The 18,463-nt window shown below is 37.1% G+C and carries 11 protein-coding genes; 6 read left to right on the top strand and 5 right to left on the bottom strand.

The window, feature by feature from the left end; genetic code table 11:
• The first annotated feature begins 236 nt into the window (after positions 1-236).
• The 5 genes from ACFIKQ_RS06990 to ACFIKQ_RS06970 all read left to right on the top strand — a co-directional run bounded on the left by ACFIKQ_RS06990 (position 237) and on the right by ACFIKQ_RS06970 (position 8,219).
• Entirely contained in the window at positions 237-3,467 is a 3,231-nt protein-coding gene (locus ACFIKQ_RS06990; RefSeq protein ID WP_375656181.1) for a BID domain-containing T4SS effector, read from the top strand.
• A gap of 857 nt (positions 3,468-4,324) precedes the next feature.
• Positions 4,325-5,896, top strand: coding sequence for a murein biosynthesis integral membrane protein MurJ (gene murJ / locus ACFIKQ_RS06985; RefSeq protein ID WP_375656198.1), 1,572 nt, complete (start codon positions 4,325-4,327; stop codon positions 5,894-5,896).
• A gap of 60 nt (positions 5,897-5,956) precedes the next feature.
• The gene (gene trpS / locus ACFIKQ_RS06980) at positions 5,957-7,027 is read left to right on the top strand and encodes a tryptophan--tRNA ligase (RefSeq protein WP_375656180.1); all 1,071 of its coding nucleotides are present in this window, start codon (positions 5,957-5,959) and stop codon (positions 7,025-7,027) included.
• Between the two features lie 62 nt (positions 7,028-7,089).
• Positions 7,090-7,581, top strand: coding sequence for a universal stress protein (locus tag ACFIKQ_RS06975; RefSeq protein ID WP_015856726.1), 492 nt, complete (start codon positions 7,090-7,092; stop codon positions 7,579-7,581).
• A 59-nt stretch (positions 7,582-7,640) separates the two neighbouring features.
• Positions 7,641-8,219, top strand: a complete 579-nt coding sequence (locus ACFIKQ_RS06970) for a NifU family protein (protein ID WP_273723704.1) — start codon at positions 7,641-7,643, stop codon at positions 8,217-8,219.
• A 1,156-nt stretch (positions 8,220-9,375) separates the two neighbouring features.
• Here ACFIKQ_RS06970 and ACFIKQ_RS06965 read toward each other — a convergent pair.
• A complete protein-coding gene (locus ACFIKQ_RS06965; protein WP_375656179.1) occupies positions 9,376-9,711 on the bottom strand; it encodes a zinc ribbon domain-containing protein YjdM in 336 nt (111 codons plus the stop codon).
• A 1,062-nt stretch (positions 9,712-10,773) separates the two neighbouring features.
• Positions 10,774-12,402, bottom strand: coding sequence for an alpha-D-glucose phosphate-specific phosphoglucomutase (locus ACFIKQ_RS06960; protein ID WP_375656178.1), 1,629 nt, complete (start codon positions 12,400-12,402; stop codon positions 10,774-10,776).
• A gap of 216 nt (positions 12,403-12,618) precedes the next feature.
• Here ACFIKQ_RS06960 and ACFIKQ_RS06955 point away from each other — a divergent pair, with 216 nt between their 5' ends.
• Positions 12,619-13,140: a peroxiredoxin gene (locus ACFIKQ_RS06955; RefSeq protein ID WP_375636351.1), complete on the top strand. Its 522-nt coding sequence runs from the start codon at positions 12,619-12,621 to the stop codon at positions 13,138-13,140.
• Between the two features lie 819 nt (positions 13,141-13,959).
• On the opposite strand, the gene ACFIKQ_RS06950 is transcribed toward ACFIKQ_RS06955, so the two are convergent.
• The 3 genes from ACFIKQ_RS06950 to pyrF all read right to left on the bottom strand — a co-directional run bounded on the left by ACFIKQ_RS06950 (position 13,960) and on the right by pyrF (position 17,958).
• Positions 13,960-14,592, bottom strand: coding sequence for a replication protein (locus tag ACFIKQ_RS06950; protein ID WP_375656177.1), 633 nt, complete (start codon positions 14,590-14,592; stop codon positions 13,960-13,962).
• Between the two features lie 501 nt (positions 14,593-15,093).
• Positions 15,094-16,581: a histidine--tRNA ligase gene (gene hisS / locus ACFIKQ_RS06945; RefSeq protein WP_375644923.1), complete on the bottom strand. Its 1,488-nt coding sequence runs from the start codon at positions 16,579-16,581 to the stop codon at positions 15,094-15,096.
• A gap of 531 nt (positions 16,582-17,112) precedes the next feature.
• Positions 17,113-17,958, bottom strand: coding sequence for an orotidine-5'-phosphate decarboxylase (gene pyrF, locus ACFIKQ_RS06940; RefSeq protein ID WP_375644922.1), 846 nt, complete (start codon positions 17,956-17,958; stop codon positions 17,113-17,115).
• Positions 17,959-18,463 lie beyond the last annotated feature (505 nt).

The raw sequence follows: 18,463 nt of genomic DNA, 5'->3' as shown, positions 1-18,463 counted from the left end.
ATACAGAAAACTTTGAATAAGACACCCCATTATTTTACAGAATTCATTGATAAAATTTCACGATAATACTTCATAAAAATTACAAACTTTAACTTTGTTCCATGCGAATAAGGTCAATTTTTTCAAGCATTCAAATGGGCATTCTTCTTTGAAGAAAACGCAATGAAAATAATTAAAGGCAAAAAATGTAAAAAAAGCTTTCAAAAAATAATGTTAACATTTGAAAGGAAATATACATGAAAGAAAACACTAAACATTATGCCTCTTCCACACAAGAAGAATTGCAAGAACAACACCCTGCAATTAGTGCAGCCATTTCTAAGCAAATCAATAAAGCATCGCAAAATTTCTTTTATCCCAATAGCAAAGTGCTTAAAAATAAATACCGCATCAAAGAGCAAGAAATATTAAAGGAACAATGTTGTGATGATGTAAAAAAAGAAATGATAAAACTGCGTCAAGAACCTCTACCTGAGCAGCTTAATTCCTCCTATCTAAAATATCTTCATCAACACCTCTTTTCCCGTGCATTTGAATGGGCCGGACAAACACGCGAAGAACCTTTTACATTTGAAGATGGTAGTGTTGCTTCTATGCCCATTTTGAAAAGAAAAGAATTTACAAAACCTTTTGCGATTGGCAGAAAAATACAGGAGGGACTAGAAAAGTTAGATAAAACACTTGCTGAAAAGAATAATTTACAAGGCTTAACTCGCGAAGAATTCGTTGAACAAGCAGCTGGAATAATGATAGATTTGCACCACATGCATCCTTTCAGAGAGGGCAATAGGCGCACAAAGAGACTGTTTGTTGAAAAACTCGCTCAAGCAGCAGGACATAAGTTAGACTTTTCTCTTGTGAGCAAAAAACGTAAAGACTTTGTCCGCGCCGCTGCCATGGAACATAGCGATCCAGAACCTATGAAGCATCTGCTTGAGGATATCTCAAATCCAGAAAAATTGCTCATTTTACAAGAATTTACCAACTCTATGAGAGAGCTTGGATTGGATGAAAAAAATTATTATCTCGCTGTCGTCGCAAAAGAAGGAGAAACCTATCATGGTACCTACAGAGGCAGTGGACCCAATGGCTTCATGCTTGATGCCAACGGGATTTTCATCTTGGGAAATAAAAAAGATCTCACCCCAGAGCAAATACAGACATTAAAAATCGGTGACGCCCTCTCCTTTACAGCGCCCAAAACTCAAAACCCAGAAAAAACTCAGCGAAAAACATTGCTTCCAGAAAAAAAAAGAGCCGTTCTCACAAGCGATGAAATAACTGAAAAGAGCAAAGATAACGCATCCATTCAAACAAAGAAAAAAGAAAACGCCCTTTTTTCACCATGGATTACCCCTCATGCTTTACATGACAGCATTGAAGTTATGCCTCAAAGTTTGCAAGAACAAGAACAAATGGCCAAACCAATTGCGCAATCTGCTTCCTCCATGAGGAAAACACAAAAAGATTTCCAAAAAAACATTTTACAGACCAGCAATACAGCGACAAATGATCCAATATCTGTCCAAATGACAAAGGAAAAACGCTCTGATCATCAAGAAAGAACAAAACAACCCCCAAAAAAAGCAATGGCATACTGGGACACTGGTACAAAAAAGACGGACAGCGTCCCTCTCACCTTACAGGAGAAATTATCCTCATCGCCTGAAACCGAAGAAAATAAGACAATGTACCGTAATTTCTTTTGCCCTAATAGTATCACCTTAAAAAATAAATATGGAATAAAAGACTATAAAAAATTAAAAGTGCAATGTGCCCATGATACAACAAAAGCAATCATTCATCTACGCCAAGAAGCGCCACCGCAAAAACTAACTTCCACATATCTCCAATATATTCATCACACCCTATTTAAAAATACTTTTGAATGGGCCGGACAAACACGCGAAAAACCATTTACATTTGAAGATGGTACCGTTGCTTATATGCCAATGATGAAAAAAGCTGGTATTTCTTTTGCCTCAGCAAAACAGATACAAGAGGGACTAGAAAATTTAGATAAAATACTTTCTGAAACGAATAGTTTAAAAGGCTTAACCCGCGAAACATTTATTGAACATGTCACTGAAATGTTGATACAGCTCAACTATACGCATCCCTTCAGAGAAGGTAATGGACGCACACAACGAATGTTTTTTGAAAAACTTGGGCAAGTTGCTGGCCACACACTCGACTTTTCTCTTGTAACAGAAAAACGCATGAATCTTGCCAGCATTGCATCGCTAAAACATAACGATAAGGAAGAGATGAAACATCTTCTTGAGGATATCTCAAATCCAGAAAAAATACTTATTTTAAAAGAATTCATAGACAATATGAAACATATTGGATTTGAAAATATTCATCATCATCTTATTATAACAGCGAAAGAAGGTCATACCTATAAAGGCTTCTACAGAGGCAGTGGACCCAATGGCTTCATGCTTGATGCCAACGGGATTTTCATCTTAGGAAATAAAAAAGATCTCACTCCAGAGCAAATACAGACATTAAAAATCGGTGACGCCCTCTCCTTTACAGCACCAAAAGTTCAAAACCAGCAAGAAGTGCTTATCCCCGCAGAAACAATAGCCCCCCTTACCAACAATGAAATTGCCACAAGGATAAAAAACAACGCATCCATTCAAGTAAGAAGAAAAGAAATCGAAACTTTGTGCCAAATCATTTATGGCAATCGTCATATTTTGCAGAAAAGAATAGAAATGATCCATGAAAATCATACTGAAGGAGAACAGCTCACCTATCAAATTGCCACCTCTCCTCAATCTATTTCTAAGCTTTCTGGTAGCAATGTATTTGGCATAAAAAACAACGCGCGCGCCCATGCTGAAGCAAATATTTTGCCCCTTTGTAGAGCCATTGATCATTATATCAATATTTTTAAACAAACAGAAAGAGACATTCTCCATACCCATCATGTAAAACAAAGGCGGTGTGAACAGTCGGTAAAAATTCCTGAGGCTTGGATGAAAAATCTCTTTTCCTTGTCAAAAGCACAACAGCAAGAAACTTTATCAAACTCTCCTGAATTAAGGGGGGAGATAAGGACTTATATCAAAAAAATCAATGAGCGCTTATCCTCAAGCGAGCATGAAGCTATAAAGGAAAATAATCCTGAAAAACTTGCGAAGTGTCTTGGCACATCAACCGTTAAAGCAAAAGAAATTATGGAAATAGTCAAGCAGATAAAAGAGATAGAACAGCATATACACCCCATGTATTTTTATAACCATAAATTCGATGAGTGCTTAGCACCAAACCAGTATCAATCTATCCAGCATCAATCTATAAAGACAAACAATGAAAAAAAATGTTCCAACACTCTTGATAAAGAAGCAATTAAAGTGCAAAAAATGACAGAAAACGTCAATCAGAGTTCTAAAAGACAAGAAAATATTCAACCTCACAAAACAGAGCACGCAAAAGCCATGACAATGAATATCTAAAGGATTCATAAACTTTAACTTTTTGCCCTCTCTGGTAAAAATGATAGCCTTTACCCGCCTGCTTTCATTGGCAAATCAATCGCACCTCAACGGGAATGGAAACCATGAGAGAACAAATTTATCTTATTTCCTCAGATTTTATCCTCATTAACTATGAAAAGAAACCTGAACAAGTAAAATGAAAGGATCAATCATTTTTGAAAATGATAATTAATCACTTTCATTACCTATAGTGCTAAAAACAGACAAAATGCTGTTGAAAGATCACGTCTTCCTATCCTTTTGTTTATGTAATCTCTAAAATGGGAAGGCAGCCTAATTTTGAGAGAATATAAAGCCGTAAAGGTAAAAACCAATCACGAGCTTTGCCATCACCTTTTAGCTTAGCCTTACAACTTTTAAAAACATCTAAAGCACTGTCTTTTAAATAATGGATAGATAATGGAGATTGTACATTGCTTCACGCTTTTATTTTATTTGCGTTCTTTAATAGGGTCATGCCCCTTACATAAAAACAGAACGGTATTGGGGTGCACTATTCACGACATCACACCATAAAGAGAAATTAACATTATATATCCCTATATGTCCCTTCAAACTGTCATGATGTCGCTCCCATATTTCAGTTTGAAAAAGAAATTTTAATTATTTTATGGCAACAATAAAAATTGTAATGCAACAGTAAACAAGGAGCATAAAAAAGTCTTCAAGCACCATTGTTGACAGAAAGATAAACACCGTCGTAAAACGCTTACAAAAAGTATCCTTGATTGGGATACAGATCAGATTTTTACGATTTAAAACGGTTTATTTCTCCTATCATCGCTTCTCTTTTACAACGAACCCGATATATCTTTATGACATTGATTAAAAAAATTGCAACAGTTGCTTCCGGAACCCTCATGAGCCGTATTTTTGGCTTCGTACGCGAAATGCTTATGGCAGCAGCCCTAGGGACTGGTCCTGTTTCTGATGCCTTTAACGCTGCTTTTCGTTTTCCCAACACATTTCGTCGTTTTTTTGCTGAAGGTGCCTTTAACGCTGCTTTCATTCCTCTTTTTGCAAAAAAAATTACTGAAGATGGTCAAGAAACAGCATGCAAATTTGCAGAAGAAGTCTTTGGCGTTCTCTTTTCGATGCTCTTACTGTTAACGATTGCGATGGAACTGAGTATGCCTTTTTTGGTACGAACCATTATTGCCCCAGGTTTTACCGAAGATGCAACAAAATTTAACGCTACAATTCACTTTACTGCGATCATGTTTCCCTATTTAACCTGCATGTCGCTTGCTGCCATGATGGGGGGCATGCTTAATGCTCTGCGACGCTATTTTATTGCCGCCATTGCCCCACTCTTTTTAAACATTATTCTGATTGGTGTGCTTGCCTATGCTTGGATCTATAAACTTGACGCTTGGCATATCGGCTTAAATCTCTCTTGGGGTGTATTGGCAGCAGGACTTCTTCAACTCACCTTAATTGCCCTTGCTTTGCGTCAAAGTGGAATGAAAATTTCCTTCCGCCAACCCCATTTAAGTCCTAATGTTCGCAAACTATTAACTTTAGCATTCCCAGCAGCCATCACGGGTGGCATCACACAAATCAATTTGCTCATTAATACCAACATTGCTTCTAGTCAATCGGGTGCTGTCTCTTCTTTGATGTACGCTGATCGTCTTTACCAATTGCCTCTAGGTGTAATTGCCATTGCCGTTGCAACCGTTCTTTTACCAGAATTAACACGCGCTTTGCGAAGCAAAAAGCACAAAGAAACCCACCATTTACAAAACCGCTCTATTGAATTAACGCTATTGTTAACACTTCCAGCATCCATCGCTTTTTTACTGCTCTCCACTCCCATTGTCAGTTTGCTCTTTGAGCGAGGACAATTTACCAGTCAATCAACACACCATGTTGCACAATTACTGGAACTTTATGGATTAGGACTTCCAGCTTTTGTTCTCATTAAGGTCTTTATTCCTAATTTTTTTGCCCATGAAGATACCAAAACACCGATGATTTTTACAGGTATTTGCGTTTTCATCAATATCAGTCTCGCCTTAACATTATTTCCTATTCTATCTGCACGAGGCATTGTTATTGCTGAAATTACCTCTGGATGGGTCAACGCCCTGTTGCTTTGGGGTGTCCTTATCAAACGCGGTTATTGGAAATACGACTTCCAACTGATAAAGCGGATATTATGTCTCATGATAGCAACCCTTTTGAGTGCACTAGCCCTCTATTACGGATTGAATGTGTTTGTTTTTTTGTCTTTTCCTTTATCCTCACAAGCATCCTTTTTCTTGCGCGCCAGCACCTTAGCTGGGATCATGCTTGGCATATTCTTGATCTATTTTAGTGCCTATTTTTTATTCAACACCCATTCCTTTTTTCACATGCTTAAAAATTTGAAAAAACGCTCATAATATCTATACTTTGTCAAAAACAATAAAACAAATAACCTTAATTGAAGAAAGAGCACTCCTATGGATACCTTCACACCACTTGTCTTTTCCGGCGTACAACCGAGTGGTCATTTACATCTTGGCAATTATCTTGGAGCCATTCAGCGTTGGGTTGAATTGCAAAACTCTCATCACTGCCTCTACTGTGTTGTGGATATGCATGCGCTCACGGTCAACCCAGATCCCCTTACTTTACGCGAATCCACCAGAACAGTGACAGCAGCCTTTTTAGCCTGCGGTATTGATCCTCAACAACACATTATTTTTAACCAATCACGTGTTTTTCAACATGCTGAACTTGCCTGGATTTTTAATTGTGTTGCCCGTATCGGCTGGCTTCAACGCATGACACAATTTAAAGATAAAGCAGGAAAAGATCGCGAAAAAGCATCTCTAGGGCTTTTTGCCTATCCCACTTTGATGGCTGCTGATATTTTAGTCTATCGTGCAACGCATGTTCCAGTAGGCGAAGATCAAAAACAGCATGTTGAACTCACACGCGATATTGCACAAAAGTTTAACAACGACTATGCACAGCGTATTGCCGAATTAAATTTTGGTATCTCTATGCAAACGGATGAAGAAAAAAAACAAGGCTTCTTTCCCCTCCCAGAGGCGCTTATTGGAACAACAGCCACACGCGTTATGTCTTTGCGCGATGGGACGAAAAAAATGTCAAAATCAGATCCTTCAGATTTTTCACGCATTAATTTGACCGATGACGCTGATCTTATCGCAAAAAAAATACGCAAAGCCAAAACGGATTCGGCTCCTCTTCCCGATACCCTTACCGCTTTAAAAGAACGACCAGAAGTGGATAACCTGCTTGGTATTTATGCCGCCTTTGCCAAAGTTAGCAAAGAAAAGATTCTTTTAGAATTTTCTGGTCAACAATTTTCGCATTTTAAAACCGCTCTAGCCGACCTTGCTGTCCATAAGCTTGCCCCTATAACAGAAGAATTACGTCGACTGCATCAAGAAAGTGATTATATCGACTCTGTTTTGCATGATGGCGCTAAACGTGCTAGTATGCTCGCAGAAGAAAATATGAAGAAAATTCGTGAAATTATTGGATTTTTGCACGATACATAAAGGTAATAAAACTAAAAACTGTAGAGAGCAAAAAAATCGTTTGTACAAAATAGAGAAAGTGCATGATTTCCAAACCCAAAAATCCGAAAAAAGAACCCAAGAAAAAGAACTTAGTCATTATCGATGAAACACCAGAGTGTCGACGTGCCGTTGCGTTTGCCGCACAGCATGCCCAAAATACCAATAGAACATTGGTATTACTTTGTGTCGTTGATAGTGCAGAATTTCAACATTTTCTGGGTGTAAACAACGTTATGCGCACAGAATCAACGCAAAGTGCTCATAAAATATTAGGAGACATTGCCAGTGAAGTCCGCACCACCCATGCGCTTGAAACAGAAATAGTGGTGCGTGAAGGAAAAAAAATTGATGAGATTTCCAAACTGATCGACGAAGATAAAAGGATTGCACTAATTGTTTTAGCAGCCAGTGGACATACAGAAGGACCAGGACCCCTTGTTCAATTAATCGGAAATAAAGGGACAGCTTTTTCAATCCCTGTCATTGTTATTCCTAGCAATCTTGCCGATGAAGATATTAGATCTATTGCCTAAAAAATATAATATTCTACAATGTAAGATCTTCCCAATCCTTCATTATAAAAGGAGAGTTTATGTTTATTCAAACTGAAACCACCCCAAACCCTGCAACGCTTAAATTCCTGCCAGGACGCGTGGTTCTTTCTGAGGGCGTATTAGAATTTCGTGACCCTGAAGAAGCAGCTAAAAACTCACCTTTGGCAGCTAAGCTGTTTAATATTCCCAATATCAATGGTGTTTTTTTAGGCTATGATTTTATCACCGTAAGCAAAAAAGAAGGAGAATGGCAACATCTCAAGCCCGTCATTTTAGGCACAATCATGGAACATTTTCTATCCAATGAGCCAGTGATCACCACCAACGCTACAACACAAGCACAAACCCATGCCCTTAACGAAGAATTTTATGACGAAAAAGATGCTGATATTGTCTTAACCATTAAAGAGCTGCTTGAAACGCGTATCCGCCCAGCAGTTGCCAATGATGGTGGAGACATTACTTTTCGCGGATTTGAAAATGGTATTGTTTATCTCAATATGCGGGGCTCCTGCGCTGGATGTCCCTCTTCAACGGCAACCCTCAAACATGGTATTGAAAATCTTTTACGCCATTTTATCCCTGAAGTTTTAGGCGTTGAAGCCATGCCACAATAAATATTGGCCTCAATAGGTAAAATAACCACAGCGATTGCCCCTCTTCAACAGCGCTCAAACATGGAGTGCAAAAATCTTGCGTCATTTTATTCCTGAAATTTTAAAAGTAAGCTATGCAGCCATAAAAATACAGTACTGTTAAAAAAATCTGTCTAATAATGATACCTTCACTCATATTTCACCTCCACATATGCCTTAAAAAGATTTCAAAGCCCCTTTTAAGAAGCATAGGTTTGTTTCAACAAACCAATCCGTACACAGAAGTACAATGCATGGATGTGCACTTTAAATTTATTTTGTTTCATAATCTTGTCATGTAATTTTAACCAAGAAACCACGACCCGTTACAAAAAAGAAAACCCAAAAAAGAAAACATTGTAAGATAGAGTGCCCATTTGCTCCATCTTTCTCAGTTCTCCCAACAATAAAATCACGCAAAATACTTCTTGTAGCAACCAATCGACAAAGATCACATTTTGCAACTTGAATGAGAATTCTGACATTCTTCTTATTTCAATTCTGTTTTTATTGCATCAATCAAAATCGTCCGCTTACACAGCACAAACTGGATAATAACAAAAACTATTTTTAATAGCTCTTATGCACACTTTTTATAAGGGACTGTTGCAACACTAAGAGCTGGAAAATGCATGACCATACAACCTTATCAAGATCATACCATCCTTTTTCCATTCTTAAAATCAAGAATTCCCCCTCTATCATTTTCAATCTCATTTCCATAAATATGACGCAAACGGTGTAACTACCTGTAAAAATAAATACATTGAAGCTAGATCTATTATGGTTGTTTGAGAAATTATCTGATAAAAAAATGAGAATATTTCTTCAATTCAGCAGGAATAAGTTTGTCTGCTTTACCACGTTGTTCTTCTCATAAAGCACATACTTTTACTGTTGATAAAGCACATACTTTTACTGTTGCATGTAAGTCAACATCCAACTTCATCCATAACCGCATATTAAAAGAAAAGACAGAGCCACTATTCCTCTGCGATACATGGCTTTGCAATAAAGGAAAATATATTGCCTCTATCTGATTGGTGTAATCTGTGAAACAAGAAAAGAATCCCATTCGAGAAGAATGTAAAAATAAAAAACCAACGAAATGCAAAAACAATTGCAAGGGGATAAATGCCTAAACTTTTTTCACAAACTCCGACTTTAAACTCATCTGACCAATCCCTGGAATTTTGCAATCAATGTTATGATCCCCATCCACCAAGCGAATATTCTTTACCTTAGTACCACCTTTTAAAACAGATGAAGTGCCTTTTACTTTCAGATCTTTTATCACCATAACGGTATCTCCGTTTGTTAAAATCTGACCATTGGCATCACAAACAGTATCGGAAAGAACAGTATCATCGTTTTTTTGTGGCCATTCATGTGCGCATTCAGGACACACAAAATTTTCACCATCTTCATAAGTATAAAGACAATCACAACGAGGACATTTAGGATATTGGGTCATAAATTCCCCTTTTAAAAGAAAAATCATTCACTATGACTGGTCATAAAGCAAGAAGTGCTTATTGTCCATTATTTTAGAAAAACATTTTCCTTTGTTTCAACCCTCATCTGCCAACTGTGTTCATGAATGCTATCGTCACATACCATATGAGTTTATAAAAATGATTGATCATTATATAACTTAAATGAGCCCCCCGCATATCATAAAATTTACTCACTTCATTCTCTCTAATAAATTAATCAAAATCATTTTCTTATACATCAGCAATGCAATTAACGAATGGATAAAAAACAATTAGAAAAGGAACCTCTCTAAATAAAACGCTCTCAAAAAGCTAAAAACTGAAAAACAAGAAAATGATGCCCTCAACTTGACCTTTTATTTAAGTAAAGATAACAGTCACAATGTTAGAGAACAGACTGATTTATAATCATAGTTAATGGTTTTGTATATTGAATGAGAGCCGATAAATAAGCTGAGATTCTCTCACCCCCTTTTACATTGAATCAACCAAAGCCTTTTGCTTGCATGCTACAAGTAGGAAGAGGCGTGTAAAACGATTATTCAAAATACTAAATATTTTCAAATATAAGAACCAACATTGAAAGCGAGCAAAGTGAATGATGGTACGGTCTTACTCTCTCATAAGCGTAAAATTGTGCTGCTCGATAGATGGTCGCTCATCCCTTTCAAAAGCAACACGCATAAGATGCGTTTTTAGTGTTTTGAGAGAGACGCTTCTTTAAAACAAGCATATGAAATGTGCAACAATGATAATATTTTTTTTGCATAAGGAACATCTCCCCTATTAAACAAACATTGCTATCAAACCATCAAAAACCATCGGACATAAACTCCCCGATTATGCCGGATTATAATTACCTACAGGATTCGGTTTTAAGAAGCCCGCAGTTTTAGAAATCCGATTGATATGTAAAGGAGGAAAAAACAAAGCGCGCTTGAAAATGGAGGATCTGCCTTATGGCAAATAAAATCACACCCCTAAAATCATACCTCATGTGATCAATCATCATACCTTTACAAAAAAATATTCCAATGAACTTAGGTGATAATATCAGGGCGATCTCGCCCCAATGCTTGTTGTATATTTAACAGTTTTAGCGCCACCTGTTGCAAAGGTTGGAGAACTTCTTGCGGATTAAAATTGTGTTTGTGCGGATCACTTTCATACTGTTCAAAATAAAGTCGTAAAGTAGCACCTAGCGTCCCTGTTCCCGACAACCGGACCACCAACCGTGCTCCATTTTCGAAAAAAATACGTATACCTTGCCGCGTGCTAACACTCTGATCAACAGGATCATGATATGTAAAATCATCTGCTTTTTTGACGAAAAATCCTGCAATTTCAGTTCCTGCATGTGGTAAGTGCGTACGCAAATGTTCTATAAGTTCCAAAGCTTTATCTGCTTCGACTTCTTCATAATCATGCCGTAACGTGTAAAAACGCCCATAGGTGTACCAATGCTGTTGAACAATTTGTGCAACAGTTTTTTCTGTTACCGCTAAAAGATTTAACCAAAATAAGACAGCCCATAAACCATCTTTTTCGCGGATGTGATGAGAGCCAGTTCCAAAGCTTTCTTCACCACAAAAGGTTACTTTCCCCGCATCCAAAAGGTTTCCAAAAAACTTCCATCCCGTTGGCGTTTCAAAAAAGTTTAATCCGTGTTTTTCCGCAACCAGATCAGCAGCACGCCCCGTCGGCATAGAACGCGCTATCCCCACAACACCTTTTCGATATCCTTTAATGAGGTGTGCATGTTCAGCCATAATAGCCAAAGAATCTGAAGGTGAGACAAATTGTTGACGACCAATAATGAGGTTACGATCTCCATCACCATCAGAGGCTGCACCAAGATCTGGTCCTTGCTCTGACATCAATAAATCATAAAGAGCCTTGGCATAAACCAAATTGGGATCCGGATGACCGCCTCCAAAATCTGGCAAAGGAATACCATTAACCACCGTCCCTTCAGAAAATCCTAAGCATTTTTCAAAAATTTCATGAGCATAAGGCCCTGTTACCGCATGCATGGCATCAAACCGTAAAGTAAGACCTCGAGTAACGGCCTTGGCAATACAGTCAAAATCAAAAAGCTCCTGCATCAAAGCAACATAATCAGCGACAGGATTAATAATATCAATCCGCATGGCTCCCATAAAGATCGTACCTTGCCTATCTAAATCAATATCTGGTGCTTCAAGAATTTTATAAAAGGAAAGACGTTGCGATGTTGCAAAAATAGCATCACATAAAGAATTAGGAGCGGGTCCACCATTAGAAACATTGTATTTGATACCACAATCTCCCTCTGGACCACCAGGATTATGGCTTGCAGAAAGAATAAGTCCACCATGAGCATGGGTTTTACGAATAAGATGCGAAACAGCAGGTGTAGAAAGAATACCGCCCCTTCCCATTTTAACACAAGAAACACCATGCGCCGCTGCCATCTTCAACACAATCTGAAGGAGAGTACGATTAAAAGTGCGCCCATCGCCCCCAAGAATCAACATTTTTCCTTCAAGAGGCCCAATGTTATCAAAAAGAGACTGTATAAAGTTTTCTACATAATGAGGTTGTTGAAAAACAGACACTTTTTTGCGCAAACCAGACGTTCCCGTTTTTTGCCCCTCAAAAGCCGTGGTTAAAACTATCTTTATGGTCATGTAAATACTTTCATATTCTTTCCTTTAATTTTAAGGTGAAGAGTATCCAAAGTCGACCATTAATTCTACTTGACGGAAGTGTGAAATATTTGCACACTCGTTAGAAGTAAGAATTCTTAAAGAATCCCTTTTATTTAAACCGTTCTTTCCGATATGCTTTTAAAGACAAAGGCTGTTTTAAAACGAAATTTTTGTGAAAAATATAGGAGCATCCTTATGATGAAAAAAACTGTTCCCAATGTAACATTCCATACACGTGTCCGCGATGAAATGGGTGAAAATAATTCTTATCGGTGGCAAGAAGTTAACAGTGATGCTTACTTTAAAGGAAAGCGTGTTATTCTTTTTTCTCTTCCTGGAGCTTTTACCCCTACTTGCTCAACTTTTCAGCTGCCTGACTTTGAAAAACTCTATGATGAATTTAAACAAGCGGGTATTGATGAAATTTATTGCCTTTCCGTCAATGATGCTTTTGTCATGAATGCTTGGGGAAAAACACAAAATATCAAAAATGTGAAATTAATTCCTGATGGCTCTGGTGAATTCACACGCAAAATGGGTATGCTGGTTGCAAAAGACAATGTTGGTTTTGGCATGCGATCATGGCGCTATGCTGCCGTTATTAATGATGGTGTGGTTGAGAAATGGTTTGAAGAAGCAGGTTTTTCAGATAATTGTGCAACAGATCCTTATGAAGTTTCTTCACCACAAAATGTTCTAAAAGCTTTGAAAAACTAATTCCGCCCCCAAATCGTCTATTTAAACAAAATTTAACGACACAAATTTCCCTAATAAAGAAAATTTGTGTCGTTTGTATTTTTTGAAACATCTATTTGTCAAGACAAACACTGTAAGTTGGTTGTGCGTTTTTGGTGAGAAAATATTCCAGCAATAATTTTTTAATAGGTATTTCACGTTTTAACTGCTTTGAAAAAACTTGAAAAATTTCCAGTAAAAAATCTAAACCAATTATAGTGCTCAAAGAATAAAAAGCTAAAAACTGTTGCACGCTATCAAAAAATGGGGATGCAATTGCGAAATGCGCAAATTCATACAAAACTCTCTCAGAAAAATCAAGGACTAACGTATCGATGAAATATGCACGATCAATGCTAAATTTCTCCTATTGAGAAAAACTTTGTGTCAAACAATAATTTGATTTATAACGATAATTTATAATTTTTCATGTCGAATGAGAGGCACTGAATATCATAAGATTGTTTTATTTTATCCCTTCTTATATTGAATCTCTTAAAACTATTTTCTTGCTTATTAGCACGTAAGGTTGGCATATGAATAAACGATTAAAAAGAGTAAAAGTACGTCTCATAAACGCTCTAAAATACAAGAGCTATGAACACCATTACTGCAAGGTTCATAAAAATATCAAGAAAGAAAATATTGCATAAAAACGGCTCTGCATAAATAACTGTTCATGAAGAATATTAAATAAAAACAGATCCCGTAAACATTCCAATTCACATACCATAAACAGACTCATCGCTGTTCTCATAGCCATTTATTCTAAGCTTTTATTTTTCTCTAAGAGAGAAACAGTTAAAGAAGGCGTTTATTTGGATATTCTACCATAAAGTGTGTTTTCATTTCTTCCTCTTCTATCTCTTCCTCTTCATCGAACTCAAAATCTTCATCACATTCAGGAAGCCCAAAAATATCTGGATTAATGAAATAACAATATTTTTTTGTCCCCTTCGCTACAATTTTATTCTTTTCTAATTCTTTGATACCTTCTTTAAAACTTTCAAAATTAAGATATTCTGGTTCTTGAATTGAAAGATCACAAATCAAAAATTCATTGAGAGTATCCTCATCTAATCTTACCTGATCAAACCATAAATCCACATCATCTTCATCTGACATTTTCCCTACTTGCCACAACATCACAAAAAATGCTTTCATACCACTAAGTGATAGCCCAAAAATCATACGCCGACTATCGGACGCTCCTGAAAACGTAATTTGCGGAAGATCTTCAAATCCGAAATTTGAAGGAGGAAGTTTAAATGATTTTCCAATATCTTCAGGTTTTTTCAAAATAAAGGGATTTCTTTCATATAATACTGTAAAATCATATTGGGCCATTTTCATTTCTCCGTAAAAAATTGATTTGTTATAATAAATGAATAATTTCAAATGGTTGTCATTATAATCTCTTATAATTCCTCCCATATTTTCCCTTTAAAAATTGTCTGATTTAAGTTATTCGTTGCTTTTGAAACTAAAAAAATCTTCTAAAATAAAACTCTTGAGATTTCTTTCATCTCTCATGGATGTGAGATTGTAGACTGCCGACAATAAAACAGTAGAAATATGATATCAGCAAATGAGAATTCAAAAATTAAATCCATATGAATGATCAATATTTCTATAAACTATTGGGTTTCTGTTATTGATCATCAATTTTTCTAAACAGGATTGCGTCAAGAACCTCAAATGCTTCAGTGTCCAGTATCTTGCTTCACGCAAGGTACTTACCTCGCGCGCTCAAAAGCATTCATTTCATAATGAAGACAAAGCATTTTTATCTTTAAAAAATTGCTTTTATGCCGCAGGAACTTAAAAAAATAACGCGATTTTAAGAATATCTAAACAAGTAAAATACAAATTCTGAAAATTGAAGAGGAAATGTTCGAGCTTTTCCCAACAATCGCTTTCACAAAACTTTTATCATTACCGTTTTTGGGCTGCCAAAATATCTTGTACTGTTTGAACCAATTGCTCTTCATCAATCATCACTTGCGCAGGACGGCTTTCACGCCATGTTTGATTGTCCTTAATTTCGTGGGACAAACGCGCCCCTTCAATCAAATCTTTAATCTGTATTTTTCCGCTCTCACGTTCTTGTGAGCCTTGGATCACCACACAAGGCGCTTGACGTCGATCTGCATATTTCATCTGCGCTTTTATCCCCGATGCCCCCAAATAGAGCTCAGCACGAATTCCCGCACCACGCAACTGCATCACCATTTTTTGATAGCGTGCAACAGCTTCTGGTTCTTTATCCATCATCAACACCACAACCGGCCCTGTTGTCTCCTTCATAGGCAACTTTCCAAGATTTTGCAAAGCAGCAATCAAGCGTGAAACCCCGATTGAAAAACCTGTTGCTGGAATATTTTCACCACGAAAGCGTGCCACCAATCCATCATAGCGCCCACCACCACCAACGGAGCCAAAAACAACTTTTTGCCCATCATCATTGAGAACATCAAAAAGCAATGCCGCCTCAAAAACAGGTCCAGTATAATATTCCAATCCACGAACCACCGAAGGATCAATTTTAATGCGATTGTGATAACCATTAGCGACAAAGATTGCTTGCATTTCCTCAAGCTCGCGAACCCCTTCAAGCCCCTGAGCACTCTGACCAACGACTTGTCTGAGAGCATCAAGGATTTCTTCTGCTGTTTTTGCGTTTACAGTCAGTAAGGAAAGAATACACTCAATCTCTTTATCCTTAAGCTCGGCCCCTTTTGTAAAATCACCACTTTCATCCAAACGCCCCTTGCCTAGAAGAAAACGCACGCCTTCAGGACCAAATTTATCCAGTTTATCCATTGCTCGAAGCACAGTTAAGCGCCTTTCAATCTGCTCCCTTTCCCCTAAACCAATCAATTCTAAAACACTTTCCAGAATTTTTCGGTTATTCAAGCGAATGGCATAATCATGCTGCTGAAACCCTAACTTTTCCAAACTGTCTGCTGCCATCATACAAATTTCGGCATCCGCTGCTACCGTTGGTGTTCCAACAATATCCGCATCAAACTGCATAAATTGCCGAAAGCGCCCTGGTCCAGGTTTTTCATTGCGAAACACAAAACCAAGACGATAACTGCGATAAGGCTTTGGCAAAACTTCAAAATTCTCTGCAAAATAACGGGCAAGAGGCGCAGTAAGATCATAGCGCAAAGACATCCATTGCTCATCATCATCTTGTAGCGAAAAAACGCCCGCATTTGGACGATCTTCATCAGGCAAAAACTTACCCAGCACATCTGTATATTCAAAAATTGGTGTTTCCAGTGCTTCAAAACCGTAAAGTTCATAAACTTCACGAATTTGCGCAATCATTGTTTCAGTTGCATACAACTGTGCACTTGTACGATCCACAAAACCACGGGGTAAACGGGCTTTAGTTTTTTCTTGTTTCAATGACATGTTATTCTCTAGCAACAATATGTGTTCACGGATAACCATTATCCCATAGAAACCAACGCTGCAATGACTTTATCAATCTAAAAACTTTTAATAACATGTTAGAGTCCTTTATTTTACAAAAGCAATATCCTTATAAAGCGATATTCTAAAAGAGTTTATCCTGTAAGATGAGTCATCACCCTTAAACTAAAACGTCCCCAAAACGAATACACTCTCCAAACCCTCTTATGCCTCATCTTTAGCTCTGTTCAGGTATTTCTTTCATTTTTTTCCTTTATCTCGTCTTTCTTGAAGCAATTTTTCATATATTCCCAAGATTTCTGCATTTTTTTCAAACCTTTGCTTTCCGTATTTGGTCCTCCCAATCCCAACAGAAAATAAGAAATATATGAACACTTTTTGAAAAGATCAAAAACAACTCTTAACTTTAGATAAAGAAAAACACTTCTTGAAATTCGTATCTGACTTAAAATTTGATAAACCACCTTCTTTTATAAGAGCTTTTTTTCTTTGATAACTTAGCAAAAAACTTTAAGATAGAAGCGTGTTTTTAGATTGCTCGGCAAAATCATGAATAACATTTTTTAAATCAACACTATTTCGACCAACCTCTGTAATCGATCTTGAAATGGAAGGAATAAGATTCTGCCATAGCCTTTGAGGAAACTGCTGAGTTAATTGTGTTATTGTTCCCCCTTGAGCCCCAATGCCAGGAACGAGAAATAAGTTATTTTCTAACTGTTCGATTGTATCTTTTGCTTCATTGCCCAATGTTGCTCCAATCACTGCCCCAATAGGACCAACATGATGATATTGACTTGAAGATTGGCTATTATATTCAAAAATACGCTGCGCCAAATGAACAGAAACCGTTTGATCACCAATGCGCGCATTGCGAATGTGCCTTCCCTCTGGATTCGAAGATTGAACAACCATAAAAACAGCCGTTTTTGTTTCTTCTGCAATCTTTATTAAAGGAATGAGAGCATCAAATCCTAAAAAAGGATTGACTGTTATGGCATCTGCTTTAAACGCACTGCTTGAACCAAGCCAAGCTTTACCGTAAGCCTCAGCAGTAGAGCCAATATCCCCTCTTTTCGTATCAACGAGAACCAACAAACCTTGTTCGTGTGCATTTTCAATAAGTTCTTTGAGAATTTGAAGCCCTTCCACCCCATATAACTCAAAAAATGCGGCTTGAGGCTTTATCATCCCCACTTTATCCACAACCGCTGTTAAGAGGATATCACAAAAATCTTTTAGACCTTTATAATCACAGCTTAAATTCCATGATTGCAAAACTTTATGACTCGGATCAAAACCAACGCAAAGCGGTCCATATTTTTCACTATTTTTAAAAAAAGCTGAACAAAACATTTTATATCCTAACACGGTCTGTCTTTAAACTTTTTGATACAATCAAAAAGAAAAGCATTTGTCAAAAGAATACAATACTGAAAACACAAAGAAAGAGCTCTCTATACAAAGTGTGCTTTTATTTATGAAACATAAATATATTCCCATTCGTAACGCTTATCACATGTTTATCGATCAAGACGTTGTCATGAGACAAAAATTCAAATTTATGAAAGAATATAAACAAAAAAAGCGTTCATATTATTTTGTTCAATGACCTCATAAAGCCCAATAGGCGTGCCTTTTCGTTTTCACACCCTTTTTTATGATCAACAAAAACTCTCTATGAACACGCTTTAAACAAAAGTTTCAAAAGAAAATGCCCCACCATGATGATCTCGATCTTAACTTTAGATCTTTCTTATCCCTTTTTAGCGGCTATTTATCCATTTTGGAACATAATTGGCAAAAAGACATTGTATCTCCAGCATATTCAAGGAGATAAAACATGGAAACTCGCATTCCT

The organism is Bartonella sp. MR63HLJHH (assembly GCF_042194155.1).
Taxonomy (GTDB): Bacteria; Pseudomonadota; Alphaproteobacteria; order Rhizobiales; family Rhizobiaceae; genus Bartonella; species Bartonella grahamii.
This window is presented reverse-complemented; position numbering and strand designations above follow the sequence as displayed.